This window comes from Metabacillus schmidteae (genome assembly GCF_903166545.1).
In the GTDB taxonomy this organism is placed as follows: Bacteria; Bacillota; Bacilli; order Bacillales; family Bacillaceae; genus Metabacillus; species Metabacillus schmidteae.
In genome coordinates this window covers 1,085,062-1,111,031 of sequence record NZ_CAESCH010000001.1, presented here as the reverse complement: position 1 = coordinate 1,111,031, position 25,970 = coordinate 1,085,062, and the positions used below count along the sequence as shown (strand labels likewise).

The following is a 25,970-nucleotide window of genomic DNA, read 5'->3' as shown; positions in this document are numbered from 1 at the left end:
GTGAAAATATATTCTTTAACCCTCCTCACACCTTCCTAACTTTGTTCATAAAGTGTAGTAAATACGTATAGGCATTTGCTGAGGAGTGATATAAATGGGGGTAGAAATAACACTCATTCATTGGGTTTATTTATTATTCATTATTGGTATTATTGGCTTCATGTTATTTCGTCGTGATACAACGATTGTTTGTATAGTTGGAATTCTAGCTGTTGCAGCTTTCTCAACATTATCTGTTAGTGATTCCATCTCAAGTTTATTTAATAGTTTTATTTTTGCTATTACTGAATTATTGCCTACCATACTAGTTATATCTATTATCGTCGCAATGAGTAAAATATTGATGAAATCAGGAATCAATGAAGTGATGATTGCACCATTTTCAAAGATTATTAAAAACCCTACTACTGCTTATTGGACAATTGGATTACTTATGATGATTATTTCCTTTTTCTTTTGGCCGTCACCAGCTGTTGCCTTAATTGGGGCAGTCTTATTACCAGTAGCCATTAGGGCTGGACTGCCGGCTCTTGGTGTTGCCGTTGCGATTAATTTATTTGGTCATGGAATTGCGTTATCTGGTGACTTTATTATTCAGGCGGCACCAAAACTAACAGCAGATGCTGCAGGGTTACCTGTAGGAGACGTCGTTGGGGCAAGTGTTCCACTCGTCATTACGATGGGACTCATTACAACTATTACAGCTTTCATTCTATTAAAAAGGGATATGAAATTAGGCAAGTCTTTTCCGACGGTATCAACAGAAACCTCAAATGAAGAAGCAGATCACAGTCTTTTATCCTCTACAACTAAGAGGTGGCTGGCGATTCTCATCCCTTTAATCTTTTTAGTCGATGTATTATTAATGATCACATTGAACTTGCAGGGTGGAGATGCTACAGCTTTAATTGGCGGAACGGCGCTTCTTATCTTAATATTGACCACTTGCTTAACACATAAGAAAAAGGGTCTTGAGGAATCGACGAATTATTTAATTCAAGGTTTTCAATTTGGTTTTAGAGTGTTCGGTCCTGTTATCCCTATTGCCGCTTTCTTCTATCTAGGTGATGCAGGTTTTTATACGATTATTGGAGAGTATTTACCGAAAAGCTCGGAAGGAATTGTCAATGACCTAGGTGTAGCCTTGGCAACCATTGTTCCATTAACTCCTGAAGTTGGGGCCATCACATTAACAGGTGTTGGAATTTTAACAGGTCTGGATGGTTCTGGCTTTTCCGGCATTTCGTTAGCAGGCTCTATAGCCCAATTGTTCTCTACAGCCATTGGCGTTAGTACTGCAACCTTAACTGCTTTAGGTCAGGTGACAGCTATATGGGTCGGTGGAGGCACCATTATTCCTTGGGCACTTATTCCCGCTGCTGCAATTTGTGGAGTCGATCCCTTTGAACTGGCACGGAGAAATCTACTGCCGGTTGCGATCGGATTAATAATCACAACGATTGTTGCGATGTTTCTTTTATAATTTCATGAGGAAAGGATGGCTCAGGACAACTAAGTCATCCTATTTTAAATTCTTTTCTGTGATTTAACCTTTTTTTCAACTAAAATACATATTGAGGGGAGGAATTTTTTTGAAACATCAAATCATTGTTGTAGGCTGTGGAAGCATGTCTAATACTTGGATTGATTATGTCTTACAAAGGGAGCATGCAGAAATAGCCGCATTTGTTGACGTTCATCTTGAAACAGCAAGAGCAATGGCTGCAAGCAAAGAATTAAATGTTCCTGTGTATTCTGATTTAGGAGAAGCATTAGCAACTCATCAAGATGTTAATCTTGTCTTTGACATCACCATTCCGGCAGCACATAAACACATTGTCTCAACTGCCTTACAAGCAAACCGCCATGTTTTCGGAGAAAAGCCCATGGCAGAATCCATGAAGGATGCTCGTGATTTAGTCAACATCACCCGCGGAACCGGTTTTACTTACAGTGTTATGCAAAACAGACGCTATAACAAACAAATTCGTGCTTTTCGATCGATACTTGCTGACAATGAAATTGGTCACATTACCTCTATTCATGCAGATTTTTTCCTCGGACCGCACTTCGGAGGATTTCGTGAAGCAATGGATAGTCCACTCATTCTTGATATGGCCATACATACATTTGATCAAGCAAGATACTTAACGAATGCAGATCCTGTGTCGGTCTATTGTCATGAATACAATCCATCAAGCTCCTGGTACAAAGGCAATGCTTCAGCTACTTGTATCTTTGAAATGAAGAACGGTGCTGTATTCACATATCAAGGATCCTGGTGTGCAGAAGGATTAAACACATCCTGGGAAGCGGATTGGCGTATTATTGGTAGTAAAGGAACAGCGAAATGGGATGGAATTCACCTTCCTTACTATGAAGTTGTTGACGAATCAAAACCGACTGAATTTATTCGTTCAGTAATCCGAAAAGAGGCTAAAGATATTTATTCAGGTTATGAAGGACATTGGGGCTGTTTAGATGAGATGTTTTTAGCACTAGAGAAAAACCGTAAAGCTGAAACAGATTGTGAAGACAATATAAAAAGCATGGCTATGGTTTTTGCTGCAATCGAAAGTGCTCGGTCAGGTAAAAAGATTTTGATTGATGAAATTTGATAACGCTAACAATATTAAAAGATCAGAAGGAAAGGACGTTCCCTTTCTTCCTGATCTTTTTTACAAATTTTTATCTTTTAAATTTCTCAAGAAACCGAGTTGGATATTCACTTGGAAGCTTACTTACTTCATCTAACTGATTCCATTGCTCTTCAGTTAATTCCCAACCGACACTTCCCATATTCTCCTCATATTGCTCTAAGCTGCTCGCACCAAAAATAGGTGAAGTAATTTCCTCTTTTTGCAGGAGCCATCTTAACGCAACTTGTGCAGGCGTTTTATCTAGAGATTGTCCAATTTCTTGTACAGCGTCTAAAATAGCAAAGTTCTTCTCATTCGCACGGTTTTCCCAGCTTGATTCTCCAACTCCATTGGAAAGTCTGCCACTATTCGGCGTTTCGTCTCTTCTATATTTACCTGTCAGGAAACCACCACCAATTGGAGCCCATGGGATGATGCCTACATTTTCTTCTTTACATAGCGGAAGAATTTCACGGTCCATTTCACGATTAATTAAACTGTACTGTGGCTGAATGGAAATAAATCTCACCATATTTTGAAAATCGCTATAAGATAATGCTTTCATCATTTGCCAAGCTAGAAAGTTGGAACAACCTATGTATCTTACTTTTCCGGAGCTCACAAGATCATCCAATGTTCGAATTGTTTCTTCAATCGGTGTTAAATTGTCCCATACATGAAGTTGATAAAGATCAATATAATCTGTATTTAGACGCTTTAAACTCTGGTCGACTCCTTCCATAATGCGACGACGTGAATACCCGAAATCATTCGGGTGAGGTCCTACTTTCATTCTAACCTTTGTCGCTAACACAACCTCTGAACGGCGCTCTTTAATCGCCTTGCCGACAATTTTTTCAGACTCTCCGCCAACATATACATCAGCCGTATCAATAAAATTACCACCTTGATCAAGAAAACGATGAATCATATTAATTGAATCTTCTTCATTCACTTCTTTTCCGAAGGTCATCGCCCCTAGGCAGAGCTCAGAAACTAGTAAACCACTTTTACCTAATGTTTTGTATTCCATTTGTCTTCCTCACCCATCCTTTTTCATTTGCTCTATTTTTTATATTCGTGGTTTAGTGATTTATTCCTTTAAATAGTTAATGTAAAAAGAAAAACCAACTCCGATAAGTTGGTTTTTGATCGAACCTATTCGGTAACATATTGAACATAGTCATACTTATCTACTAATTCCAAATCCTTAGGAATACGAAGGAAAAGCACATGTTCTCCCCATACATGATGTGAATCATCAAATAGCTCAAAGCCCTCATCACTCGTAAACTGAGAAATTGTAAATTCTTTATCAAACATTCCTATGTTTATATCTTCAAAATCACTATTCATTATTCTTAAATCTTCCTGAACTGTAACTGATATTGGACCAATTTCTTCACTAAGGTCAAGGTTTTCAATAATTGTCCTTGTTTCAAATTCAATATATTCAATCTCATTATCGTTTTCTAATTTTCTTTCAACAAGTATTGTGATAGGTCCATACGTATCTTCTACGGATAATTTCAGTTGTTTTCCCTCAAAAGGAATTGTCGACTCGTTCTTAATATTAACACCGGCAATATTTTCTTCACTAATATTTTTCCGATTGTATGCAGCCTTTACAAGCATCTCTCCAGCTTTTTCCGCAAGATCTCTTTCTGTATCTGATACTGTTTGATATTCTACTGATTTTCCAACAGGTAGTAGATAACTAAAAATCAATGCTGCCAACAGAATGGCACCATAGATGGCTAGAATCCATTTTAATTTAAGCTTTTGCAGAAGCGGTACCCTTCCAATATTTTTAACAAACAAATAAATCAGAGTAATGATAACTAATAGCAACACTAGGGGTACAAAAGCAGTCACAATCATTGTCTCACCTCCAACTTGTTTGTGAGAATACTAGAAATGGAAAATAATAAACCAGTTGTTACTCCTATTTTTAACAAAAAGAGAGGAAAGTGCGTTTCTTGTACGTAAAGGTTAAATAATTTCACAATAATCGATGGCTCTCCTATTGTGGTTGTCCCAATAATCATATAACCAATAACAATTGTAGGAAGCAGCACACTTAGCCAGCGATTAAGTTGAACAAGCATTCCAACTAAATAACCTAACGAAGCAAGTAAAAACACATACAAAATGCTTACAACAATACTCAATAACAGATCTGGAATTGGAACCGCACTTCCCATTACATATCCATCTTTTAAAATCAAATGCATCATGACCTTAAACAATTGTCCGGTAAGAACCGCAGAAATCCCGCCTATAACACTAGCAAAAAACAAAAAAGCCACATTTGATAAATGACTGCTTAATCGGTTAGAAACGAATACAAAATCATCATTCCGATAAGCCCTTGTTGTAATAATAATCGCTGTAATAAAACTCCATATTAAAGTGAAAATAATACTTAAATCTCCTGTATAGTAGTTAATATTAATTGAGAAACTGTTATAACTTGTTCCCATTGATCTGCTTCCGTTCGTAGATAATAAAAGACTAATAGCCTGGACTACAAGTAAAGAACTAAAGACGCCTAAATATGCTTTTACTTTATACAAAAATTGCTTTCTTACAATATCTGAAAGCTTAACTTCTGTTAAAGACATCATCTATACCTCCAATCGTCTTGTTTGTTAAATACGTGCACAAGTCATCCGCTGAGATTGGTGAAATATGAACCCCCATTGAAGCTGCTTCTTCCATCTCCAGGTTTGTAAGAGTATTTTCTATGCCTAGTTGCAAATGGTCGTGACCTAAGCTCTTTTCATAAAAGACTTCTTTGTTACCGGCAATTTCTCTTACACTTTTGTTAGAACCTTGCAAATAAACACCATATTCTTTCAGTTCCTCAATTGAAACATGGAGACATTTTTCCCCATCCTTTAATAACAGGATATCCTCAAGTAAATCTTCTATTTCATTTAATAGATGACTAGAAAGGATAATCGTTCTTGGATGATCAAGGTAGTCTTTTAATAATGCACGATAAAAATCCTTCCTAACCGAAGCATCCATACCTGTTGTCGGTTCATCAAATATTGTTAATGAACAACGTGAGGATAAGCCAATAATCATGTTAAATGTACTTTTCATTCCTTTTGAAAGCTGCTGATAACGCTGAGAAGGATGAAAGGTAAAATAATCGAATAGCTTATCTGCTAATGTGTGGTCCCAATTCATATAAAACGAAGCTGCAGATTGAAGAATGTCTTTGAGGGTTAACGTATTGGGAAAGTTCAGTTGATCGTCTATGTAGATTCTGTTTGCTGATACAAATAATGAATTAAATGGATTTTTTGAAAACACCTTAAGATCACCTTCTGTTTGATAAAAGAAGCCGGCGATTAGTTTTAGAAGTGTTGTTTTTCCTGCACCATTTCTACCGATAAGTCCTGTAATCGTATTTTCTTTTATCACAAATGATACTTGATGTAAGGCCCTCTTCTTTCCATAGTTCTTTGAAAGCCCCTTACATTCAATAACACTCATGACGTTCCCCCCTTACGTTGTTGATTTTCTTTTTTTACCATGTCTATTAATTCAGCTTCTTCTACTTGAAGTTGTTCTGCCTCAATTACGAGATCACGTATTAAGCGTTTTAATGTTTCATTTTTTCTTTTGGTAAGAATGATCTCCTTTGCATGTTCCGAAACAAACATTCCCAGCCCCCTCTTTTTATATAAAATAGCTTCATCAGCTAATATGTTTAACCCTTTGGCCGCTGTTGCAGGATTAATATTAAACATATCTGCCAGTTGGTATTGAGAATAGATTTTATCATGCTGCTTATGATGCTCTTTTAAAATCTCCGTCTCAAGCCATTCCGCTATTTGGATATATATAGGCTTAGTATGATCCCAATCTTTAATCAAACAAAGCCCCCCTTCCTTAGTGCATTACTAATGTAATGTACTGTATCATGATTTCCAGTTATTTGCAATGGGTGGATAAGTACTTGGCTTTTTACTTCATAGTATTGATGTAAGACATTTTGCCTTCTTATCTGACCCTCTTTGTCCTTCATCACACTCATGAAAGACATTCCACTCTCATATTGCAACCCTTCTGTCTTTCATCACACTCATGAAAGACATTTCACTCTCATATTGCACCCCTTCTGTCTTTCATCACACTCATGAAAGACATTTCACCCTCATATTGCACCCCTTCTGTCTTTCATCACACTCATGAAAGACATTTCACTCTCATATTGCACCCCTTCTGTCTTTCATCACACTCATGAAAGACATTTCACCCTCATATTGCAACCCTTCTGTCTTTCATCACACTCATGAAAGACATTTCACTCTCATATTGCACCCCTTCTGTCTTTCATCACACTCATGAAAGACATTTCACCCTCATATTGCAACCCTTCTGTCTTTCATCACACTCATGAAAGACATTTCACCCTCATATTTAACTCGTTTAGTCCTTTATCCCACCACAAATTACCTTTAACCATAAAAAAACAGCCCTATATTCATTAAAGGACTGTTAATCAATTAATATTTAGTTTTCAATATCTTAACGTTACATGGCAATTTCCTTCTTTATCTTCCTGTTTTTAACCAATTGATGTACGTACCTGTCAAGCTTGATCATCACAATCAACATAATACTTCCTGCGAGGATACCACCAATCACATCTGTCACAAAATGCTCTCCTTCCAGGAGTCTGCTAACACTAATAATTAGAATTAAAAAGGTCGTTATAGATATAATTGCCTGTTTAATATTCTTTTGGCTTGTTCTTTTCACAAGATTATATGTGATCATTCCAAGAAGAACTCCACCGATCATGACGTGACCGCTTGGGAAACTATAGCCTTCCTCTACATGCTCGGGAAAAGCCGGTCGCTCTCTTGCGATAATTGCTTTTAACAGCTTATTTCCGATATTCCCTAAAAGAGCGGTGAAAAATAGTACTGCTGATGAAACAAAGCTCCTTTCAAGCCAAGCTAGAATAATCATAAAAAGAAATAAGGTAGAAATGATACCAACTGTTGAGCCAATCATCCCTACACCTGATATAATCGTGGAAACGGGGGTATCGTGTAGATGATATAATTCCTTTCCAATTGTGTTATCCAAATCGTTCAATATATCCATTTTTATACATAGTATTAAGAAAAGAAAAGCTAAAACTAGTACAATTAGTATGTATTTTATTTTCATAATATTCTCCCTTCTCAAACAATTATCTTGTCTTTTACTTTATTTTTCAATACAATCTAGCTAATTATAAATTTCCCAAGGCTATTTTAATACAATTTATGTTTAGAACATATGATTCTATATCGCTTTTATTATTTTTTAAAGGAGGTAATTTTCATGCTTGAACATCTCTACAACGATCTTGATCATCACTTTTCTGAAATGGTCAACATCCGTCGGTATTTACATATGAATCCTGAAGTTTCTTTCAAAGAAGTGAAGACAGCTAAGTATATTGCTGAATATTATAAAGAACTTGGTATTAATGTTAGGGAACATGTCGGTGGAAATGGTGTTGTTGCGACTATTAAAGGGGGTTTTGAAGGTCCTACAGTTGCATTGCGCGCCGATTTTGATGCACTTCCAATACAGGATGAAAAAGAGGTTGAATACAAATCAACTGTACCTGGTGTTATGCATGCGTGTGGACATGACGGACATACAGCAACTTTACTAGTGTTAGCTAAAATTCTTTTTCAAAACCGGGAGCACCTGAAAGGGAATGTTGTACTGATTCATCAACATGCAGAGGAATATGCCCCAGGTGGAGCTATTTCCATGATTCAAGATGGATGCTTAGATGGGGTTGATGTAATTTTTGGTACACATCTTTGGGCAACTGAACCGGTAGGAAAAATTCAATATAGAGTCGGTCCTATCATGGCAGCAGCTGATCGATTCGAAATTAATATCCACGGTAAAGGTGGACATGGAGCACAGCCTCATAAAACAAAGGATGCGATTTTGATTGGGTCTCAGGTCGTCACAAGCCTTCAACAAATTGTTAGCCGTAAGATAGACCCCGTTCATTCAGCTGTTGTGACTGTTGGCTCGTTTGTGGCAGAGAATGCCTTTAATATTATTGCAAATTCAGCTACTCTTATCGGAACAGCAAGATCTTTTGACGAAGAAGTAAGACAACAAATTGAGTATGAAATTGAAAAGGTTGTTAAAGGAACTTGTTTGATGAATGATGCGGACTATCAGTATGACTTTTTTAGAGGCTATCCTGCCGTTGTGAATCATGAAGAGGCGACAAATTTCTTAAAAGATGTGGCAAGCGAAGTTCCAGGTGTTCATGAAGTTGAGGAAAGTCCTTTACAAATGGGTGGAGAGGATTTTTCTTACTATTTACAACATGTAAAAGGAACATTTTTCTTTACCGGTGCCCGACCTTATCAGCAAGATCATGCCTATCCACATCATCATCCTAAATTTGATATTGATGAAAAAGCTTTACTAGTAGCTGCAAAAACGCTTTGCGCTGCTACCATCCATTATCAGATGAAATTAAAGCAGGAATCCTTAACCGATTCAATGAAATAGAAAAATAGGGATGGTCATTGTGACCATCCCTATTTTTGTGCAGAAAATACCCTTAATCGATAGGCATTCATTGCACATTCCCCAAGATGCTGAACAAGATGATAGTTTGCAACTCCACCAACTACAGCACCGATACCAGGAACAAATTGCATCAATTTCACCAAATCAATATAATCCCGATATTCTTGTTGAAAAATACGCCAATCTAATTCTTTAATTTCTTCTTTTCTTATTTCCCAATTTTCAATCATATCGAGTACCTCTTCCTTATGCTTTTCACTCGAGAATGCCAGCTGAAAGACATACAATAAAAACAAGCGTTCTTCATATTCCTTTGTGCTGTATCCATATTCGCTTGCCACTTCAAAAAGGAATTTCATCTTAATACTTAAAAATAAGGGAAAATCAGCTAATCCTAACAAGATACCGCCTGCACCCGTTGATGCTCCTTCAACAGCAGCTGTTTTTTTATATACATCGATTGATTTTCTTACTAGTTCTTCCCTTTCTTCAAACGTCAGATTCTCTACTTTTCTAGGAAATGTTGTCATATTTGAACCAATTAAAGTGGCTTCTACCATTTTTTTGATCCCTTCAGTTACAGTTGCATGCACTTTTTCTGGGATAAACCCATTGATTTTACTTTGGGCTTTTTTTGATGAACGTTCTAAGAAGGACGGCTTTCTTAGAAGCTTTTGCTTCCATAATTTTGCTTCCTCTTCAGCTTGCTGTTCATAACTCATTAAACGACATCCTTTTCCTTTTTCTTTATTCTGCCTTGCATGTAACCATAGACAAACAGGGAAACAAAAAAGACTGTTACAATGAGTACTTCTACAAAGATCATCAGGCTGGATATAGCCAATGTAACAAGTGAATAAATGACAGCCTGAATAAGGAGTACTTTAAAGATGATCTTTAAAAAACTGCTCATTTTTTTCTTTTCGGCATGTGGATAAAGATTTGGCAGCTCCAATAATTCATAATGCTTAAATAAACTCATTATTTGTATGCCTGTTAAAAATGTAAAGATTAACGAAATCACAAGACTTCCGATCAGCCCATTATCCATAAAGGATAAAATTACACAGCCAATAATTGTTAGCCTTACTACGATTCCGAAATAATCTCCGGACCGAATGAATGCACGAAGAAATAAATATTCATATACATTATCCTGGCTGTATTTTACCCGATTGACAACCCAATCCAAGTAAGCACGACGCTTAGCCTGCTTCTTTAGCTTAGGTACGTCTGTAAACAAGTTTGCCAGCTTGTAAAAGGATTGTTTTTTCTGTTCTTCTCTCGTAATTAGTTGCTCCCATTTTAATGCCTTTTTCTTTGCTGCGTTTGAAAAATAGACATTATACACAGCCATGATGACAAATAGAATCACCACAAATAGAAATGCTTGGGATAAGATAAAAAAGATGACACACATATTGATCGCTAAGCGAATAAGGATATCTCCCCATTTTGCAGATGCTTCTGTAAAAAACCCTAGTCTCCAACTCACTCGCAGGTTCCAATATTTAACAAGTAGCAATAAAACAAGGCTAATAATCAAACTCTGTCCGTTTGCATTTGTTGCATTCACATAAAGAGGTATAAAGATAATGAACGGTACAATTACAAAAAAGCTTTGTGTAATAAAGCTATATGTAAAAGCCTTTTGAAAATACTCCTGCAGCTTATATTCCATAGGAAGAAGGAACACAATATCTGCTTCTTTCAAAAGAGTTCTAACACTGGAAGCGATCATGATAAATGCAAAGGTTACCGTCATAATTAAAACGGCCGGAAAGTCCGGTGATAAAGTCTCAAGCCATTTCGAATAGGTTAAAGCCCCGCCTGCTGCAAGGAAAATAAACACAAAAAGCAGATGGTCATTTAACATATATTTCAAGTATGACCTTGTTTCATTTATATGCTGATGAAGTCTTGTTTGCCAAATTTCATTAACGTTCTTCATCTTGATCTTCCTTTGTTAATTGAATATAAAGATCATCTAATGTTGCATCCCTCATTCCGAATTGCTCTCTCAACTGAAGCAATGTACCTTTTGCACGTATTTTTCCATTATGTAAAATAACAAATGAATCACAATAACGTTCAGCAGTTGCTAAAATATGTGTGGACATTAAAATCCCTGAACCTTGTTTTTTTGCTTTATCCATCATCTCAAGCAGAGAGTTAATCGCTAATGGATCCAATCCGACAAAAGGTTCATCAATGATATACAATTCAGGTTCAATTAAAAAAGCGCACATAATCATCACCTTCTGCTTCATTCCCTTTGAAAAATGAGCAGGAAACCATTTTAATCGCTTTTCCATTCTAAATTCCTTTAGTAAAGGTTGAAGACGCTTTTGGAATGTTTCTTTATCAAGTCCATATGCCATTGCCGTTAATTCAAGATGTTCATGCAATGTTAATTCATCATAAAGAATCGGTGTTTCAGGGATAAAACTAAATTGTGACCGATAAGCTGCTGAATCCTGAGCAAACGAATTTCCATTAATGGAAACTTGTCCTTTATGAGCTTCCATCGTGCCGATAATATGTTTAATGGTTGTACTTTTCCCTGCTCCATTCAAGCCAATTAATCCAACAATATGGCCTTTTTCAACTTCAAATGATATATCCTTTAAAACAGGATTTCGAGTATAACCACCCGTTAAATGTTCAACTTTTAATAAAGACATTTTTAGTGGATCTCCTTTTTCTTTTAATAGTATCAAAAATCAAGGCTTTTTCGCATACTTTGTTGCTTTTAAATGCAGTTAAAGGTAAAAATTAGTTCGTTTCATTCCACTATAAAGTTAAGATAGTATTCAAGGCAACTCTTTGCAAAAATCCCCATTAACAAATACACATGCCCAGTAAAGATGATTTTTTTTTGCATATCTTTCTGATCTCCGGACATCATAATTAGTGAGGAAGGGATCCTTGTCAAAACAAAAAACCTTATAAATGAGGTGTTTGTTCCAGACAATATCTTTTAACTCAAGGGATAAAATGAATAACCATTGCTTTGCTTTATAAACCACTTACGAGATGAGGTGTTTACGGGCCGCTATTCATCTGAATTAGACGCTCGGCATGACATCATTTTGTAAATGAGGTGTTTATCAAAGACAATATATTTCTCTTTTTGTTATGTTAAGTAAACAACTAACAAGGGGATGGTTGTATTGAACAATGGTCAGGACACTCAAGAAGCATTTAAATAAATGTTAAATGAGGTGTTTGTCAAAGACAATTTATTGTTTTTTAAACCATTGATGATAAAACACTTACTGAAATGAGGTGTTTACGGGCCGCTATTTACTTTAAATAAACGCTCGAATATAACATCATTTTTGTAAATGAGGTGTTTGTCAAAATACAGTTTCATTTCTCAATATGTTAGGTCGTTTATCACTTAACAAGGGGATGGTTGTATTGAACAATGGCGATTTCACATCAGATAACATTTAAATCTAAATGTTAAATGAGGTGTTTATCAAAGATATTTTTCCCATAAAATGAGTTATTTTATTCCCTTCTTCAGGAACAGAGTGAACAATCGTTTCACTCTGTTCTTTTTCATTTAAAGACGCTTGTGGTAAAATATAGCTGTTCATACATAGATAATTTCTGATTGAAACAATAACATACTTACTTTACAAATGATGTTGAAACATGTTGAACGTGAAAATTAATATCAAAGGATGTGTGCGTTGATGAGTGACTGCATTTTTTGCAAAATTGTAAATGGAGAAATCCCAAGTGCAAAGGTGTTTGAAAATGAACATGTTGTAGCATTTCTTGATATTAGCCAGGTAACAAAGGGTCATACACTTGTTGTACCTAAAGTCCATAAAGAAAACATTTATGAACTTACTCCAGAGATTGCCGGAAAATTATTTGAGGTTGTCCCTAAGATTGCGAATTCTATTAAAGAGCAATTTCAACCTATTGGATTAAATCTGCTGAATAATAACGGTGAAAAAGCTGGACAATCTGTATTCCATTACCATATGCATATCATCCCTAGATACGGCAAAGGTGATGGCTTTGGAGCTGTATGGAAATCACATGCAGAAGAATATACTCCAGAGGAACTACAGGAAATTGCTTCAACTATTCAAAACGGGGTATCTTAATTCACAGCCGCCTGGAGCGGCTTTTTTTGTGTATTTTTGTAATCGCTTTCTGTTATTAATTTCACAAAGATGAAAATTTTCAGTCTACATTTCCTTCTCTATTCATGATAGGATATGAGTATTATTTTACGTTCTAATCAAGGAGGCAAATTATGAGAGCTTATAATTTCAATGCAGGACCAGCAGCTATTCCATTACCTGTGCTCGAACGCGCACAAAAAGAACTAGTCAATTTCCAAAATACAGGCATGTCTGTTATGGAGCTTAGCCATCGTAGTAAAGATTACGAAGAAGTTCATAATCGTGCAAACTCTTTACTTAGAGAACTTCTAGGAATTCCTGACAACTATGAAGTCCTATTTTTACAAGGCGGGGCAAGCCTTCAATTCTCCATGATTCCAATGAACTTCTTAAAAGAAGGCCAAACAGCTCATTTTATTATGACAGGTGCTTGGTCTGATAAAGCACTTAAAGAAGCAAAATTTTTCGGAGAAACAAGGATTTTAGCTTCAAGTAAAGAAGACAATTACACACATATCCCAACAGACTATTCTTTAGATGAAGTAAAAGATGGTGCTTATCTTCATATTACATCAAACAATACAATTTTTGGAACTCAGTGGCAGAACTACCCAGATAGCCCAATTCCATTAATTGCAGACATGTCTAGTGATATTTTATGTAAAGAAATTGATGTAGAGAAATTCTCACTCATTTATGCAGGGGCTCAAAAAAACCTCGGTCCATCTGGTGTGACAGTTGTTATCGTGAAGAAGGAATTTTTAGAATCTGCAAAAGAGGATGTTCCAACAATCTTAAATTATCGCACTCATGCTAAAAATAATTCTTTATTCAACACACCACCAACCTTTGCTATTTATATGCTTTCACTTGTATTAGAATGGGTAAAAGAGCAAGGCGGAGTTAAAAATGTTCAAAAAATCAATGAAGAAAAAGCTGGATATATCTATTCTGCCATTGATAACAGTGACGGTTTTTATAAACCACACGCAACAGAAGATAGCCGTTCATTAATGAACATTACCTTCACTCTTCCAAACGAAGAGCTAACGAAAAAATTCCTTCAAGAAGCAAAAGAACGCCAATTCATCGGCCTTGCAGGACACAGATCTGTTGGTGGTTGCAGAGCATCAACATACAATGCTGTTCCAAAAGAAGCTTGTGTGGCACTTGCTCAATTTATGACTGAATTTAAAAATCAAAATAGCTGAGTTATTTAAAAGAAAAGGATTTTGATGGTCCTTTTCTTTTTTTGTTATTAATTTCTCCATATTTTCCCACAGTATAAACCCACTGTACGACATGCATAAATGTTGCTATAATAATATATAAGTTCTCTCGCAATAGGAAATGAGTTCACTATTGGGGAGAAGAAATTTAGGAGATTAGAAGAGGAGAGATGAGAAAATGAACACAAGAGTATTAGTTATTTTATCTTTATTTGCTGCAATTGGTGCTGTACTAAGTATGATAATGCCTCCATTTTTCGGTGGTATGAAACCAGACATGATGTTAACAATGATGTTTATCGGAATTATTATGTTTCCTGCAATTCAAAATGTCACATTGCTAGGTATTGTGACTGGATTTTTATCTGCATTAACATCAGCATTTCCTGGCGGTTTCGTTCCAAATATCATTGACAAAGTGGTAACAGCATTCCTATTTTACGGTCTAGTTCTAGCATTTAAGAAAATTGCACAAAAAATTGCAACAGCAACAGTACTCACAGTGATTGGCACAATTGTTTCAGGGACAGTCTTCCTTACTGCCGCTTCATTAATTGTTGGCTTACCAGGTGCTTTTACAGCATTATTCGTAACGGTTGTATTACCGGCTACATTATTGAACGGTGCTGCGATGATTATTATCCTGCCAATTGTTCAAGCTATTTTCAAACGCTCAAGAATGATTACAGTCGCTTAAGACACTACAAAGCAAGAAAGAGGATGTTTTCTAGATTCATCCTCTTTCTTGCTTTTTTATATTAGTTTATCTCAGCTTAATAGTATAAGAAGGAGCCCGATTAACAGCATGATGACTCCTCCGGTAGCAAGTACCGAAATCTTTTGTTTTACTAATTTTTTAGGTGGATAAGATGCTGATTGCTGTAGAAGCTTAAAGTAATGAAATGCACCGATAAAAAGTAACAAACTAATAATAAAAAATAAAAAGATTACACCTGACATTCTCATCCCCCCTTAGAAGTAACATCTTCTATAGAACTCTTCTGGATTATATTTTTTGTAAAGGACTTTTCCGGGGCTTTGTCGTTTAATTCTTATATGAAGGACATATTACAGGCGGCTTTTTTTGCTATTTGTCCTTTATTCCTTTTATGAAAGACATTTTGACGCACTTCCCGGACAGCTTTGTTCTTCATCCCTCATATGAAAGACATATCCAAACACTATCCGTAACAGCTTTGTCCTTCATCCCTCTCACGGAAAGACATACCCACCAGTCGGTACCTTATATCCTTAATTCTCCTATACATGTCCATCTAGAATAGGAGACTGGGACATATAAATGACTTAATAAATAGGTATGCTAACTTCTGGATATGTATGTATAATGTTTATAGAAGACATCTTTGGGTATGTTGAAGAATAGGTATGTCCAATTCATCTTACATAGTTATGGAGGGATACATTTTGTCAAATAATAAATCATTGTTAGTAGGATTACTTGTTGGAGGTGTAATAGGCGGTGTTGCCACATTACTCTCAACTCCCTCATCTGGAAAAGAATTACGAAGTCAAATTAACCTCAACCGTAAGCAAATTGAAGATCTAATTAATCAATTAAAAAAGGAAAGTAAAGCGCTAAAGGTTCAATTAATTCAAACAGCAAAAGAAGGTTCTGTCGTTGTAAAAGAAGTTTCTGCTGACTTAATGAAGTCTGTTCAACAGTACCAACAAGAAGCTGAACCACATAAAGAAAATATTATGAAAGAAATTGAAGAAATTGATAACAGAATTAAACAGCTAGAAAATACATTGAACTAGCATTTAAATTGAAATTACTTTTGGAGAAATAAAAAAGTGTGATAGACAAGCTATGTCTTCACACTTTTTTTTTGATCTAACCCTTGATATAAAAGGGTTTTGAAAAATTTTTAAAAATTTCGTAAATTTATATCTTTATTAATCTTTATTTTATTGGCATAATAGAGAATAATACTGGGAGGATCAGGGGTGACTGCTGATGAAACATAATGAAAGGGAATATACAGTTAAAGAAGCCTTGTTATTTAGTCAACGAATCGCTCAGCTGAGTAAAGCATTGTGGAAAACCATTGAAAAGGATTGGCAGCAGTGGATTAAGCCTTATGATTTAAATATTAATGAGCACCATATATTATGGATTGCTGATCATTTAAATGGTGCATCTATTTCAGAGATTGCTAAATTCGGAGTAATGCATGTTTCTACTGCTTTCAACTTTTCAAAGAAGCTTGAGGAAAGAGGATATCTTGAATTTTCAAAAAAGGCTAATGACAAGCGAAACACGTATATTAAGTTAACAAAACAAGGCGAAGAAGTACTGTCAAATCTTTTAGAAGACTTTAGTCCAGAAAGAAACTCTGTCTTAAAAGGGGCTTTACCACTACAAAACTTATATGGTAAATTTCCTGAAATGATGGATATGATGTGTATTATACGTAATATATATGGCGAAGACTTTATGGAAATTTTCGAACAATCATTCCATAATATTGAAGATTCATTTAAGAATGATCAAGAAAAAGAGTCTAAGACTGAACAGCTCATTTCTTCTCCTTAATGAAAAAATGAAAACTACAGTAGATCTACAAAATCCTTCATTAAGGAGCTATATAAATTTTGTCTATGTATGGCATGGATTGTTTCATATAATTCTAGCTTTGGGTTTAATTGGCCCGCAAATCGCGTAAGGAGGTCTGTATAGATCACTAATCCTTGCGCTTTTTGTTCTTCATGTAACCTGGAAAGTTCCTCGCAAATCTTCAGTACTTCTTCTATCTCATCCTTACTTAAACCTTTTGCCATCACTAAATGATAAAAGGGATATTTTGTTGGCTCCACTATTTTTAATAATAATGATTGGTAATATTCTAAGGTTTCCAATCTTTTTTCTATTGAATCCATTTCTTACCCTCTTTCTTATTTCACATTGTTGTTTTTTATTGTATAGTATTCCCTGTTCGAAAGGAAGTTTTTATCAATTTCCAAGTGTTCATAATATAAATTTCCCATTTTCTTTTTATTAATCGTTTACATTTGCAATTCCTTATTGATTTTTTCTTCACACCATCGTACAGTATGGTAGTAATTAGTTTTGTAAAGTTTGGATGGTGAGACAATGTACTGTTGGAAAACCATAAACCTTTCGAGGGATATTGGTCTACACAGAATTTTATTCATATCGATGCTAACAATGATTTTTGTGTTTATTTTAACCTACTTACCTATTAATCTGCTATTTCCAAAGATACATTATCATGATGAACATTTTTTATTATTTGTGTTTATTTTGATTAGTATGATGCCTATTCATAAATTACTTCATGTCGTTCCGTTAGTATTAACAGGATGTCGTGTATCGTTTCATATTAAATTTTATCGGTTATTCCCTACCTTCCAACTCAAGACTTGTGAAGGTATTAAAAAAAAGCGTATGATAATTTCATTATTAACACCTTTTCTTACCTTCATAATTTTATTTGGGATTGGCGGCCTTTATTATCCTGCCTATATGCATTACTTCAGCATTGCCCTTGCTTTCCATATTGGCATGTGTGTACCGGATTTCCTGTTACTAAGACACCTATTATTTGCTCCTAAGGTTTGTACGATTGAAGAGTATGAGGATGGATATGAGGTACTTGTCCAAAACAATAGATAAAGAAAACTCGATGACTGGCGAGCCCGAAATGCGAAGACAGAGTCGTAGTTGCGCTTATGCTTAGTTCTTAACGTATAAAGAAGTGACAATTTCGCTTGTCACTTTTTTACATTTTTGTGCAAATCGGGTGTCAATGCTATCTTTTTCATAAATAGTTTGGTAATCTAATATGTATAATGTGGGAGGGGATCTCTGATGTTAATTTTCTTTATCTTGTTTGCAGTCTTTATCTTGTTTTACATTAATAAGCTTACAAATACATTGTGTTTAGTTCGCGAGATTCCTGAAGACCGTCAAACAAAGGTTTTTAGAACAATTAATGTACTAATTACAATTTTACTTATTTCGTCATATATTGAAGTTCTCTACACCTAATCGCTCATGTACGGTACTCTTTATACGAGTCTTATGCTAAAATACTAGAAAAGCTAACAGGAAAGACTGTTAGCTTTTTTTATTAATCTTATAACCAAGCTGCACCAACAATGATCAACAAGATGAACAATACAACGATTAACGCAAAACCGCCTGCATAAGCTCCGCCGCCCATAATGACACCTCCCTTATTATCGTTACAATATCCTATGATTTAACCTCGTTAATGGTATAGGCAATTATCCACACTATCTCAATTAATTAGTAAAGATAACAAGCTCCAATAATAATTAACAAAATGAAAAGCACGACAATCAAAGCAAAGTTATCTGCAAAAGCGTGACCCATGATCAATTACCTCCTTTATTTCTTTCAATACATCCTATGTCAGAGAGCTCATGTTGATTGGACGATAGCCCAGTTCCATTTAATTGTTTTTAAGAGTGCAGAAACCGCATTTTATTTAAAATTCTTCAATCCTTCATCAAAGGACAGCGTTTTCAACGAAAAAACTTTTTGAACGTGACTCATTATGGTATAGTATTTCTTGTACTATCAGAAAGATAAAATTTTATGGTTGATAGTATAAGAAAAACTAAGGCTTTCGCCATTAGTGCTTGGCCATAAGCCAAGTTTTTCTAATATAATCTGGCATTACATAGAAAAGCTGGATCCAGTAAAAAACTAATTTAACTAGGAGTTGTAGAAAAAGATGAAAAAATTAGCCATTGTACTAGCAACAGCAACAAGCTTACTTGCGTTAGGCGCATGTAATAATGCTGATTCAGAAGTTGTTGTTGAAACAAAAGCTGGAAATATTACGAAAGATGAATTTTATCAAGCCATGAAAGAACGTTTCGGTGGAGATGTTCTGACAGAACTTGTTCACGAAAAGGTACTTAGCGATAAATATGAAGTAACAGATGATGAAGTGCAAAAAGAATTCGACAATTTAAAAACTCAATACGGTGCGCAATTTGAAAGTGTTATCCAAGCACAAGGTGAAGATGTAGTTAAACAAATGGTTAAAGTAGATTTATTAAGAAAGAAAGCTGCAGAAGCTGAAGTTGAAGTCACTGATGAGGATATTAAAGCTTATCACGAATCATTAGAAGGTCAAATTAAAGCTAGCCATATCCTTGTTGAGGACGAGGCAACAGCTAAAGAAGTAAAAGAAAAGCTTGATGCTGGAGAAAAATTTGAAGACCTTGCAAAAGAATATTCAAAAGATCCAGGTTCTGCTCAAAACGGTGGAGAACTAGGATGGTTTGGTGAAGGTGCTATGGTTAAGGAATTCCAGGATGCTGCCTTTAAATTAAAAGAAGGTGAAGTAAGTGCCCCTGTGAAATCTGAATTTGGTTATCATATCATCAAAGTTACACAAACAGTAAAACCACTGGAAGAAATGAAAGAATCACTGACTGAAGAGGTTCGCAAACAAAAGGTCCAACAGCCTGATACAATCCAAAGTGCTTTAGACAAGGCAATTAAAGACTCAAATGTTGATGTGAAAGACGAAGATTTAAAAGATCTATTTAAAGCTGAAGAAACGAAGGAATAAGGAACTGTTCCAAAATAAAAATAAGGCTCTCGTTAAAATGCGAGAGCCTTATTTTTTTAGCTAGCAGACTGGTCATCTTGCAGTGGTTGCTGTTCAAGCAGCGCCTTTTTCTTTTGGCGCTCCTGCTCGATTCGATCAAGATAGACTTGACCTTCCTTTTCAATGAAATCCTCATCAATCATTTTATCCTGACGGGATGTTTTAAATGCCATATATCCACTGATGAGAATTCCAATAATACATAAATAAATCCACCAAGGTAATATCACCATATGGTTTCCCCCTTTAACTTGTACAAAGACAAGCCTTTTTCTAGGAGCATATGATGACCGTTCTTATTTTATGCCTAATGATTTATTAATTATGAAAAGATGGCTTATAAAATGAACGATTATCTAAAGCAAAAACTCTTTCTGTATATTCACCTGGCTTCACACGTTCAAGTGCACGATCCAGCATGTTCATTTTTGCGTCCAGATTATCAATATAATGGAGAATTTCAGCTTCTTTGATCATTGGCGGCTTAGGACTTCCCCATTCTGCCTTTCCATGATGACTGAGAACTAAATGCTGAAGAACAACAATTTCTTCCCCTTCAATTTGCAAATGTTCTGCCGCTTTCGCAATTTCATTTACCATGATTGAAATATGACCTAATAAATTTCCTTCAACCGTATATGTTGTGCTAATTGGTCCAGACAATTCAATTACTTTTCCTAAGTCATGAAGAATCACACCGGCATAAAGCAAATCAGTATCAAGACTCGGATATAAAGTGGCAATTGACTTGGCCAAGTCTAGCATGGAGACAACATGATAGGCTAACCCTGATACAAACTCATGATGATTCTTTGTTGCGGCTGGATATTCCATAAAAGCTGAACCATGTTTTTTTAATAAATACCTTGTTACTCGTTGAATATTTGGATTTTTCATGTCAAATATATATTGAGTAATTTTATCATTCATCACATCTTTAGCAATTGGTGCCGTCTCTAAAAGATCTGATATTTCAATTTTCTCTTCGTCATGCTTTGGACGAATTTTTCGGATTTTCAGTTGATTACGTCCACGATAATGGTGGATATCCCCTAATACCTTTACAATACTTTGCGGGCCATACATTACTTCATCTTCTTGTGAGGCATCCCATAGCTTTGCTTCTATTTCACCGGAGGTATCTTGGAGAATTAATGTTAAAAATGCTTTTCCGTTACTGGCAACGCCTTTTGTAGAAGATTTGATTAATAAATGAACTTCTACCTGTTCCCCAATGTCATAATGTAATATTCCTTTTCCCATCCTAAGTTCTCCTCTCAATGCTTGTTTATCTTGTATTTCGATATCATTTTAATAATAAAGATCATTTGTATGGCTAGTATAGCATAGATAGGTTACATCCTGTTTGAGAAGTATCTTATCTTGTGTTATTTAGCCAATATTCGTAGTATCAGAGAGATTAACCATATTCTCCGGCTGAGCTGATTCAGCTATGTGGTGATGACATGTAAAGAAAATCACTTGTTGGTCTTTTTTTAGTTCATGCAATAGCTTTAATGTATTTGATGTTCTACTATGATCGAAATGAACAAAGCTATCGTCAATGATGACTGGCAGCTGTAGCTGAGAATTAATGTTTTTTATAATGGCTAGTCGAATTGATAGATAGAGTTGCTCTGCGGTAGCTTGACTAAGTTCCTCTGCAAAAAATTTCACTCCATCTTGACGTTCAACTATAAAGGATTGCTTTTCAATCGGTAAATATACTTTCTGATAGGAATTGGATGTAAGCAATTGAAAATAATACGTTATAGAAGCTAACAATTCAGGCAGCTTTTCCTCTCTATGCTGATGAACTGTTTTTTGAAGGAGATCTTTTGCAAGGGCCCTAATAATCCATTTCTCTGCTTCATCTTTCACCATTGCTCTTTCATTTTCAAAGGCATGTCTCAACTTAGAGTAAGTTCCGCTTTGCTCCATTTCTTCGATTTTGAAAAGAATACTTGAGTACTCCTGTTGCAACTGATTTTCCATTTTCTCCATTTGATCAATTTCATTCACTAATTCTTGTATTCTCACATCTATAGTTTCTATTTTTTCATTGGATAAAGCCCCTGGATCCAGATCGCTCTCCGTAGCCAATTGCTTTTCAACCCACTGCATTTTTCTTTGGATTTCTTCTCGCTGCAAATGAACTTTTGCCAGCTTTCTAAATTCATCTTCTGTTTCACACTTGCTGCACCTGATTAATTCATCTCGTTGTTGTTCGATAAAGACGATCTCTTCTGATAATGAAGTCAGTTCTTCTTCTATCTCTGCTTGTTTTTCCTTAATCTTCTCTCGCTTAGCAGCATTAGAAAGTTCCAAACTACTCTGTTCACCTAATATATAGACAGATTCTTTAATTGAGGAGCGCTCAATCTGACAAATTTCTGCTAATCTCTTCACTTCCTCTTCAAACTTCCATTGCTCCTGGTTGAGCAATCTGACTTCTGTACGGTATTTATTCAATTCCATAATTAGACTTTGGAGGTGTTGTAATGCTTCAAAGGCTTCCAAAACAACTTCAGATGAAGCATTTGTCTCCACTTGAATTTGTTCAGCAATTTCTGAAAGCTGCTCACGCTCATAGAATTGATTCTTTTCCCATTCTTCATACTGTTTTAGTAGTCTCTCATATGCCCTTTCCTGCTGTTCGAGGATATGCTCTTCATGCTGTAATGATTGTTTCACCATTTGATCTTTTTCTAAAGAAGTTATAATATCTGATAATGCTCTTCCCGATGTTGATTCATGTTGCTGAGCATGATATAACCTCTGTTCTAAAACCTTTAACTCAGATTCTAAATGTTCGACAAGTGTATCCTTTTTTGTTTGCAAATTCTTGATTTGAAAAAGGACACCAATACATGCGACTAATAAAATTCCGAAGAGTGGCCAGTTTTCTTGAAAAAATAGCCACGTAGATCCTATTAATAAAATGAGAGTAATTACACTGAGAAAAATAGATTGTTGTTTCTTTTCTCCTTTGTACTCCTGCTTTCGTTTTTTCAGTTCTGTAGAAACCTGCTTGTGTTCCTGCTTAAGTTCAGGAAGGTTAGCATTCTTTCTTGCGGTAAGTTCCTGCTCCAAAGAAGACCTTTCTTCATCTCTCAAAACGTCAGTTTTTAATTTACCTATTTTCCACTCAGCTTCTTCAAGAGCGCTTTGCACCTGTTCAAATTGCTCATCAAGCAATTGTTTTCTATGTTTTGACTTTACCTCTTGTTCAAGCAGCCTTTTTAGCGTGTCTTTCATCATCATTGTTGCTTGTATATTTAGGATGTCATCCTCGGTTAAAAACGGATACAACCTTTGTTTTAATACTCCATATTCGTGTTGAAGCTGTTCGATCTTATTCTCGATATATTGCTTATTTTTTAGTTTTTCCTCATATAGTGACAGCTGCTCACGAACATGTCCAATCTCGGTCTTATGTACAATATATGCATCATTTACATGAAGCTCTGATTCTTCTTCCTCAAGTTTTGCTATTCGTACTTGCATGGCATGCAGCTGCATGTTCAGTGGCTGAAGTGTCACATGAAAATGATCCAGCTTGTTTAGTCCATCTTCTGGTAAATGGTCTGTAGCCGGCAGTTGCCTCAACTGATCATTACACCATTTTTTTTCTTTTACTAATGGAAGAATTGTTTTCGCTTTTTCCAAGTATCTTTGCTCTGCCATTTTATCTCGTTTTGTTTGAGTAATAGATGAAAGTTGGGAATGTAGAGATGCTTTTTCAGCTTGCAATTGCTCATACTGATGATTTTTCCGTTTTGCCTCCTGTAGTTTTCCTGCATGTTCCTTTAACTTCACAAGTCCTTCATTTACTGTTGGTCTTCTTCCATTTGGTTTATATAAGAGGTCCAATTGCTTTGTTAGATGGTCTTCAATTGCAAAAAGTGCATCAGCTCCATAGATACTGGAAAGAAACAGATATTTTCCAATTTGATTAGCATCAAGCTTTTGAATTTGCTGTAAACCATGGACATCAAAGGAAAAAATGGAGCGATAAGACTCTTTATCCACCCCACCTAAAAGTGTTTGAAGAAATTCTTCATTCGCGGTTGTCCCGTCTTCATATTCAATCAAAACCTCGCCGCCAAATTTACCTGGCAATCGTTCAATTTTTATGCGCTGTCCTCTTTCTAATGTGGCGATGAGATACCCACCATAGCTTGTTGCTCTTTTTGGTTCATAACGGTTTTCCGATTGCTGCTTGGTTGGAAAGCCAAAAAGAATACTATGTATGAATGACATGATCGTTGATTTCCCTGCTTCGTTTTCCCCGTATATGACAGAGAAATTTGATTTACCTAGGATGAAATGCTGATTTTCAAATTTTCCATATCCATAAATTTGTAGTTCTTCAATTTTCAATCTCATCACCTCACTTTTGCTCTTGGTGTTGCAGTAATTCACGATGCAGTAATAGCTCCGCTTTTTTGAGAAGCTGATTTTGCTCCTCTTTGGTAAAACCATCGATATGCTTGCGGAATATTGAATTTTTTTTCAATGGTTCAATCACTTCATCGAATTTGTCATAGTTTTTTATTGTATTTTCCAGGTCATGATAAAAAGTCGATAGCTTTTGTGAGGTAGTTCGAGGTTTTATTGTACGATCAATGATTTTCACTACCCACACAAAGTTCTCCTGCTCATTTTGTTGATCATTTAAAACATCAAGAAGATCCTCGATAAGATCCTGAGAGTTTAGTTCGTTTGCTAATTCACCTGAGTCTACAAACGAGATTGTTAAACAAATCGCTTTGTTTTCTCTTTTTAAGGTGTCTATTGATCGTTCACAGGCTTGAATTAACTCTGATAGGTTTTGACATTCATTGATTGACACGTCAATCTGTTCCCACCTGATTTCTTCTGTTGAAATAAACGAGCTTTTTACTGTTCCCTCTTCCATTTCAACTAAATAACAGCCTTTCCTACCCGTTTCCTTCGGATGCCTGCCTTGGATATTACCTGGATAAGCAATAACTGGGTGTGCTTCATGCAACATTTGACGTTTATGAATATGTCCTAAAGCCCAATAGTCAAAGTCTTTAGTTAGTAAATCATTTACTTTAAATGGACAATATACATCATGCTCTTTGTTTCCTTCTGTTGACCCATGTAACAAGCCGATATGAAATACGTTGGGATTTTCTATTTTTATGTATTGTGACGTGATGTTCTCATGTACAGCACGCTCAGGATAGCTATACCCGTATATATAAGCGAGCGGTGCTTGATTTTTCTGATATTCTTTTACTTCAACCTTATGACTTGAAAACACATGAACATTTTCCGGCCATTCAAGGTCCAGCCACTTCCCGCCCATATGATCATGATTTCCATGAATAATAAAAACCTGTATATCCTTTTCTGCCAAGCGTTCAAATTCTTTTTTTAATTTTAATTGAGCTTTTAAGCTTCTTTCATCTTCATCATATAAGTCACCGGATAGTAAGATGAAATCTACTTTTTCGTTAATGGCACATGTAATGATTTTTGAAAAGGATAAAAAAGTACTTTCTCTTACTCTTTCAAAAAAGTTTGCCGGCATATGTTTTAACCCTAAAAAAGGGCTATCTAAATGCAGATCTGCAGCATGGATAAATTTAATGGCACTCATATATACCTCTTTCTTTATCTTCCTTTGTTTACCTTTTATTTTACCATCTATGAAATACGAATGCACGTTCTGTCAGATGAACTTTATTTATAATCTTTAAATGATAT

Annotated in this window: 28 protein-coding genes; 11 read left to right on the top strand and 17 right to left on the bottom strand. The window is 35.5% G+C overall.

Annotation, left to right across the window (positions count from 1 at the left end; translation table 11 throughout):
* The first annotated feature begins 94 nt into the window (after positions 1 to 94).
* Positions 95 to 1,483 carry a hypothetical protein gene (locus HWV59_RS05425; protein ID WP_102228334.1) on the top strand — a complete coding sequence of 463 codons (1,389 nt, stop codon included), beginning with the start codon at positions 95 to 97 and terminating at the stop codon, positions 1,481 to 1,483.
* A gap of 103 nt (positions 1,484 to 1,586) precedes the next feature.
* Complete coding sequence (locus tag HWV59_RS05420) at positions 1,587 to 2,618, top strand: Gfo/Idh/MocA family protein (protein WP_102228815.1); 1,032 nt, start codon at positions 1,587 to 1,589, stop codon at positions 2,616 to 2,618.
* 70 nt (positions 2,619 to 2,688) lie between these two features.
* On the opposite strand, the gene HWV59_RS05415 is transcribed toward HWV59_RS05420, so the two are convergent.
* The 6 genes from HWV59_RS05415 to HWV59_RS05390 form a co-directional block, all read right to left on the bottom strand.
* The gene (locus HWV59_RS05415; RefSeq protein WP_102228333.1) at positions 2,689 to 3,672 is read right to left on the bottom strand and encodes an aldo/keto reductase; all 984 of its coding nucleotides are present in this window, start codon (positions 3,670 to 3,672) and stop codon (positions 2,689 to 2,691) included.
* A gap of 125 nt (positions 3,673 to 3,797) precedes the next feature.
* Positions 3,798 to 4,520 (bottom strand): hypothetical protein, encoded by a 723-nt coding sequence (locus HWV59_RS05410; RefSeq protein ID WP_102228332.1) that lies wholly within the window; start codon positions 4,518 to 4,520, stop codon positions 3,798 to 3,800.
* Positions 4,517 to 5,263, bottom strand: coding sequence for a hypothetical protein (locus tag HWV59_RS05405; protein ID WP_102228331.1), 747 nt, complete (start codon positions 5,261 to 5,263; stop codon positions 4,517 to 4,519). The genes HWV59_RS05410 and HWV59_RS05405 overlap by 4 nt, the downstream gene beginning before the upstream one ends.
* A complete protein-coding gene (locus tag HWV59_RS05400) occupies positions 5,244 to 6,146 on the bottom strand; it encodes an ATP-binding cassette domain-containing protein (RefSeq protein WP_102228330.1) in 903 nt (300 codons plus the stop codon). The genes HWV59_RS05405 and HWV59_RS05400 overlap by 20 nt, the downstream gene beginning before the upstream one ends.
* On the bottom strand, positions 6,143 to 6,529 hold the full coding sequence (locus HWV59_RS05395; RefSeq protein ID WP_175638260.1) for a GntR family transcriptional regulator: 387 nt from the start codon (positions 6,527 to 6,529) through the stop codon (positions 6,143 to 6,145). The genes HWV59_RS05400 and HWV59_RS05395 overlap by 4 nt, the downstream gene beginning before the upstream one ends.
* A 661-nt stretch (positions 6,530 to 7,190) precedes the next feature.
* Positions 7,191 to 7,835 (bottom strand): phosphatase PAP2 family protein, encoded by a 645-nt coding sequence (locus HWV59_RS05390; protein ID WP_175638259.1) that lies wholly within the window; start codon positions 7,833 to 7,835, stop codon positions 7,191 to 7,193.
* Positions 7,836 to 7,991: 156 nt separating this feature from the next.
* Here HWV59_RS05390 and HWV59_RS05385 point away from each other — a divergent pair, with 156 nt between their 5' ends.
* Positions 7,992 to 9,200 carry a M20 family metallopeptidase gene (locus tag HWV59_RS05385; protein ID WP_175638258.1) on the top strand — a complete coding sequence of 403 codons (1,209 nt, stop codon included), beginning with the start codon at positions 7,992 to 7,994 and terminating at the stop codon, positions 9,198 to 9,200.
* A 29-nt stretch (positions 9,201 to 9,229) separates the two neighbouring features.
* On the opposite strand, the gene HWV59_RS05380 is transcribed toward HWV59_RS05385, so the two are convergent.
* From HWV59_RS05380 to HWV59_RS05370, 3 genes are read right to left on the bottom strand one after another with little or no spacing between them, the layout of a single operon-like run.
* The gene (locus HWV59_RS05380; RefSeq protein WP_102228326.1) at positions 9,230 to 9,943 is read right to left on the bottom strand and encodes an EcsC family protein; all 714 of its coding nucleotides are present in this window, start codon (positions 9,941 to 9,943) and stop codon (positions 9,230 to 9,232) included.
* Positions 9,943 to 11,172, bottom strand: a complete 1,230-nt coding sequence (locus HWV59_RS05375; RefSeq protein WP_175638257.1) for an ABC transporter permease — start codon at positions 11,170 to 11,172, stop codon at positions 9,943 to 9,945. The genes HWV59_RS05380 and HWV59_RS05375 overlap by 1 nt, the downstream gene beginning before the upstream one ends.
* Entirely contained in the window at positions 11,159 to 11,905 is a 747-nt protein-coding gene (locus HWV59_RS05370; protein WP_102228324.1) for an ABC transporter ATP-binding protein, read from the bottom strand. Before HWV59_RS05370 ends, HWV59_RS05375 begins: the two co-directional genes overlap by 14 nt.
* Before the next feature lie 1,020 nt (positions 11,906 to 12,925).
* On the opposite strand from HWV59_RS05370, the gene HWV59_RS05365 reads away from it, so the two are divergent.
* From HWV59_RS05365 to HWV59_RS05355, 3 genes are all read left to right on the top strand, one after another.
* Entirely contained in the window at positions 12,926 to 13,348 is a 423-nt protein-coding gene (locus HWV59_RS05365) for an HIT family protein (RefSeq protein ID WP_175638256.1), read from the top strand.
* Positions 13,349 to 13,497: 149 nt separating this feature from the next.
* Positions 13,498 to 14,580: a 3-phosphoserine/phosphohydroxythreonine transaminase gene (serC, locus tag HWV59_RS05360; RefSeq protein ID WP_175639985.1), complete on the top strand. Its 1,083-nt coding sequence runs from the start codon at positions 13,498 to 13,500 to the stop codon at positions 14,578 to 14,580.
* Between the two features lie 196 nt (positions 14,581 to 14,776).
* Entirely contained in the window at positions 14,777 to 15,295 is a 519-nt protein-coding gene (locus tag HWV59_RS05355; protein WP_175638255.1) for a tryptophan transporter, read from the top strand.
* Between the two features lie 71 nt (positions 15,296 to 15,366).
* Here the strand turns inward: HWV59_RS05355 and HWV59_RS05350 are convergent, their stop codons facing one another.
* Positions 15,367 to 15,558 (bottom strand): hypothetical protein, encoded by a 192-nt coding sequence (locus HWV59_RS05350; RefSeq protein ID WP_175638254.1) that lies wholly within the window; start codon positions 15,556 to 15,558, stop codon positions 15,367 to 15,369.
* Between the two features lie 465 nt (positions 15,559 to 16,023).
* Between HWV59_RS05350 and HWV59_RS05345 the strand changes: the two genes are divergently transcribed.
* The gene (locus HWV59_RS05345; RefSeq protein ID WP_102228319.1) at positions 16,024 to 16,377 is read left to right on the top strand and encodes a YtxH domain-containing protein; all 354 of its coding nucleotides are present in this window, start codon (positions 16,024 to 16,026) and stop codon (positions 16,375 to 16,377) included.
* A gap of 199 nt (positions 16,378 to 16,576) precedes the next feature.
* The gene (locus HWV59_RS05340) at positions 16,577 to 17,155 is read left to right on the top strand and encodes an HTH-type transcriptional regulator Hpr (RefSeq protein ID WP_102228318.1); all 579 of its coding nucleotides are present in this window, start codon (positions 16,577 to 16,579) and stop codon (positions 17,153 to 17,155) included.
* A gap of 14 nt (positions 17,156 to 17,169) precedes the next feature.
* Here HWV59_RS05340 and HWV59_RS05335 read toward each other — a convergent pair whose 3' ends face one another.
* Positions 17,170 to 17,499, bottom strand: coding sequence for a DUF1878 family protein (locus HWV59_RS05335; RefSeq protein ID WP_102228317.1), 330 nt, complete (start codon positions 17,497 to 17,499; stop codon positions 17,170 to 17,172).
* A gap of 214 nt (positions 17,500 to 17,713) precedes the next feature.
* On the opposite strand from HWV59_RS05335, the gene HWV59_RS05330 reads away from it, so the two are divergent.
* Both HWV59_RS05330 and HWV59_RS05325 read left to right on the top strand, forming a co-directional pair.
* Complete coding sequence (locus HWV59_RS05330; RefSeq protein ID WP_175638253.1) at positions 17,714 to 18,256, top strand: DUF3267 domain-containing protein; 543 nt, start codon at positions 17,714 to 17,716, stop codon at positions 18,254 to 18,256.
* A 195-nt stretch (positions 18,257 to 18,451) separates the two neighbouring features.
* On the top strand, positions 18,452 to 18,631 hold the full coding sequence (locus HWV59_RS05325) for a hypothetical protein (RefSeq protein WP_102228315.1): 180 nt from the start codon (positions 18,452 to 18,454) through the stop codon (positions 18,629 to 18,631).
* Between the two features lie 88 nt (positions 18,632 to 18,719).
* Here the strand turns inward: HWV59_RS05325 and HWV59_RS05320 are convergent, their stop codons facing one another.
* Positions 18,720 to 18,806: a YjcZ family sporulation protein gene (locus HWV59_RS05320; protein WP_078435598.1), complete on the bottom strand. Its 87-nt coding sequence runs from the start codon at positions 18,804 to 18,806 to the stop codon at positions 18,720 to 18,722.
* Positions 18,807 to 18,892: 86 nt separating this feature from the next.
* Entirely contained in the window at positions 18,893 to 18,979 is an 87-nt protein-coding gene (locus HWV59_RS05315) for a YjcZ family sporulation protein (protein WP_102228314.1), read from the bottom strand.
* A gap of 364 nt (positions 18,980 to 19,343) precedes the next feature.
* Here HWV59_RS05315 and HWV59_RS05310 point away from each other — a divergent pair, with 364 nt between their 5' ends.
* Positions 19,344 to 20,192: a peptidylprolyl isomerase gene (locus HWV59_RS05310; protein WP_175638252.1), complete on the top strand. Its 849-nt coding sequence runs from the start codon at positions 19,344 to 19,346 to the stop codon at positions 20,190 to 20,192.
* Between the two features lie 56 nt (positions 20,193 to 20,248).
* Here the strand turns inward: HWV59_RS05310 and HWV59_RS05305 are convergent, their stop codons facing one another.
* The 4 genes from HWV59_RS05305 to HWV59_RS05290 all read right to left on the bottom strand — a co-directional run bounded on the left by HWV59_RS05305 (position 20,249) and on the right by HWV59_RS05290 (position 25,863).
* Positions 20,249 to 20,464: a sporulation YhaL family protein gene (locus tag HWV59_RS05305; protein ID WP_102228312.1), complete on the bottom strand. Its 216-nt coding sequence runs from the start codon at positions 20,462 to 20,464 to the stop codon at positions 20,249 to 20,251.
* 85 nt (positions 20,465 to 20,549) lie between these two features.
* Positions 20,550 to 21,494, bottom strand: coding sequence for a 3'-5' exoribonuclease YhaM (gene yhaM, locus HWV59_RS05300; protein ID WP_175638251.1), 945 nt, complete (start codon positions 21,492 to 21,494; stop codon positions 20,550 to 20,552).
* A gap of 129 nt (positions 21,495 to 21,623) precedes the next feature.
* Positions 21,624 to 24,614, bottom strand: coding sequence for an ATP-binding protein (locus HWV59_RS05295; RefSeq protein ID WP_175638250.1), 2,991 nt, complete (start codon positions 24,612 to 24,614; stop codon positions 21,624 to 21,626).
* 10 nt (positions 24,615 to 24,624) lie between these two features.
* Positions 24,625 to 25,863, bottom strand: a complete 1,239-nt coding sequence (locus HWV59_RS05290; protein WP_175638249.1) for a metallophosphoesterase family protein — start codon at positions 25,861 to 25,863, stop codon at positions 24,625 to 24,627.
* Positions 25,864 to 25,970: the final 107 nt, after the last annotated feature.

What these genes read in the sequence shown, in the direction of transcription:
- HWV59_RS05310 (WP_175638252.1), top strand. Translation starts at nt 19,344, where the DNA reads ATGAAAAAATTAGCCATTGTACTAGCAACAGCAACAAGCTTACTTGCG.
- HWV59_RS05375 (WP_175638257.1), bottom strand. Translation starts at nt 11,172, where the DNA reads ATGAAGAACGTTAATGAAATTTGGCAAACAAGACTTCATCAGCATATA.
- HWV59_RS05290 (WP_175638249.1), bottom strand. Translation starts at nt 25,863, where the DNA reads ATGAGTGCCATTAAATTTATCCATGCTGCAGATCTGCATTTAGATAGC.
- HWV59_RS05380 (WP_102228326.1), bottom strand. Translation starts at nt 9,943, where the DNA reads ATGAGTTATGAACAGCAAGCTGAAGAGGAAGCAAAATTATGGAAGCAA.
- HWV59_RS05305 (WP_102228312.1), bottom strand. Translation starts at nt 20,464, where the DNA reads ATGGTGATATTACCTTGGTGGATTTATTTATGTATTATTGGAATTCTC.
- HWV59_RS05330 (WP_175638253.1), top strand. Translation starts at nt 17,714, where the DNA reads ATGTACTGTTGGAAAACCATAAACCTTTCGAGGGATATTGGTCTACAC.
- HWV59_RS05410 (WP_102228332.1), bottom strand. Translation starts at nt 4,520, where the DNA reads ATGATTGTGACTGCTTTTGTACCCCTAGTGTTGCTATTAGTTATCATT.
- HWV59_RS05385 (WP_175638258.1), top strand. Translation starts at nt 7,992, where the DNA reads ATGCTTGAACATCTCTACAACGATCTTGATCATCACTTTTCTGAAATG.
- HWV59_RS05355 (WP_175638255.1), top strand. Translation starts at nt 14,777, where the DNA reads ATGAACACAAGAGTATTAGTTATTTTATCTTTATTTGCTGCAATTGGT.
- HWV59_RS05425 (WP_102228334.1), top strand. Translation starts at nt 95, where the DNA reads ATGGGGGTAGAAATAACACTCATTCATTGGGTTTATTTATTATTCATT.
- HWV59_RS05320 (WP_078435598.1), bottom strand. Translation starts at nt 18,806, where the DNA reads ATGGGCGGCGGAGCTTATGCAGGCGGTTTTGCGTTAATCGTTGTATTG.
- HWV59_RS05335 (WP_102228317.1), bottom strand. Translation starts at nt 17,499, where the DNA reads ATGGATTCAATAGAAAAAAGATTGGAAACCTTAGAATATTACCAATCA.
- HWV59_RS05325 (WP_102228315.1), top strand. Translation starts at nt 18,452, where the DNA reads ATGTTAATTTTCTTTATCTTGTTTGCAGTCTTTATCTTGTTTTACATT.
- HWV59_RS05350 (WP_175638254.1), bottom strand. Translation starts at nt 15,558, where the DNA reads ATGTCAGGTGTAATCTTTTTATTTTTTATTATTAGTTTGTTACTTTTT.
- yhaM (WP_175638251.1), bottom strand. Translation starts at nt 21,494, where the DNA reads ATGGGAAAAGGAATATTACATTATGACATTGGGGAACAGGTAGAAGTT.
- HWV59_RS05370 (WP_102228324.1), bottom strand. Translation starts at nt 11,905, where the DNA reads ATGTCTTTATTAAAAGTTGAACATTTAACGGGTGGTTATACTCGAAAT.
- HWV59_RS05315 (WP_102228314.1), bottom strand. Translation starts at nt 18,979, where the DNA reads ATGGGTCACGCTTTTGCAGATAACTTTGCTTTGATTGTCGTGCTTTTC.
- HWV59_RS05340 (WP_102228318.1), top strand. Translation starts at nt 16,577, where the DNA reads ATGAAACATAATGAAAGGGAATATACAGTTAAAGAAGCCTTGTTATTT.
- HWV59_RS05400 (WP_102228330.1), bottom strand. Translation starts at nt 6,146, where the DNA reads ATGAGTGTTATTGAATGTAAGGGGCTTTCAAAGAACTATGGAAAGAAG.
- HWV59_RS05365 (WP_175638256.1), top strand. Translation starts at nt 12,926, where the DNA reads ATGAGTGACTGCATTTTTTGCAAAATTGTAAATGGAGAAATCCCAAGT.
- HWV59_RS05405 (WP_102228331.1), bottom strand. Translation starts at nt 5,263, where the DNA reads ATGTCTTTAACAGAAGTTAAGCTTTCAGATATTGTAAGAAAGCAATTT.
- HWV59_RS05415 (WP_102228333.1), bottom strand. Translation starts at nt 3,672, where the DNA reads ATGGAATACAAAACATTAGGTAAAAGTGGTTTACTAGTTTCTGAGCTC.
- HWV59_RS05390 (WP_175638259.1), bottom strand. Translation starts at nt 7,835, where the DNA reads ATGAAAATAAAATACATACTAATTGTACTAGTTTTAGCTTTTCTTTTC.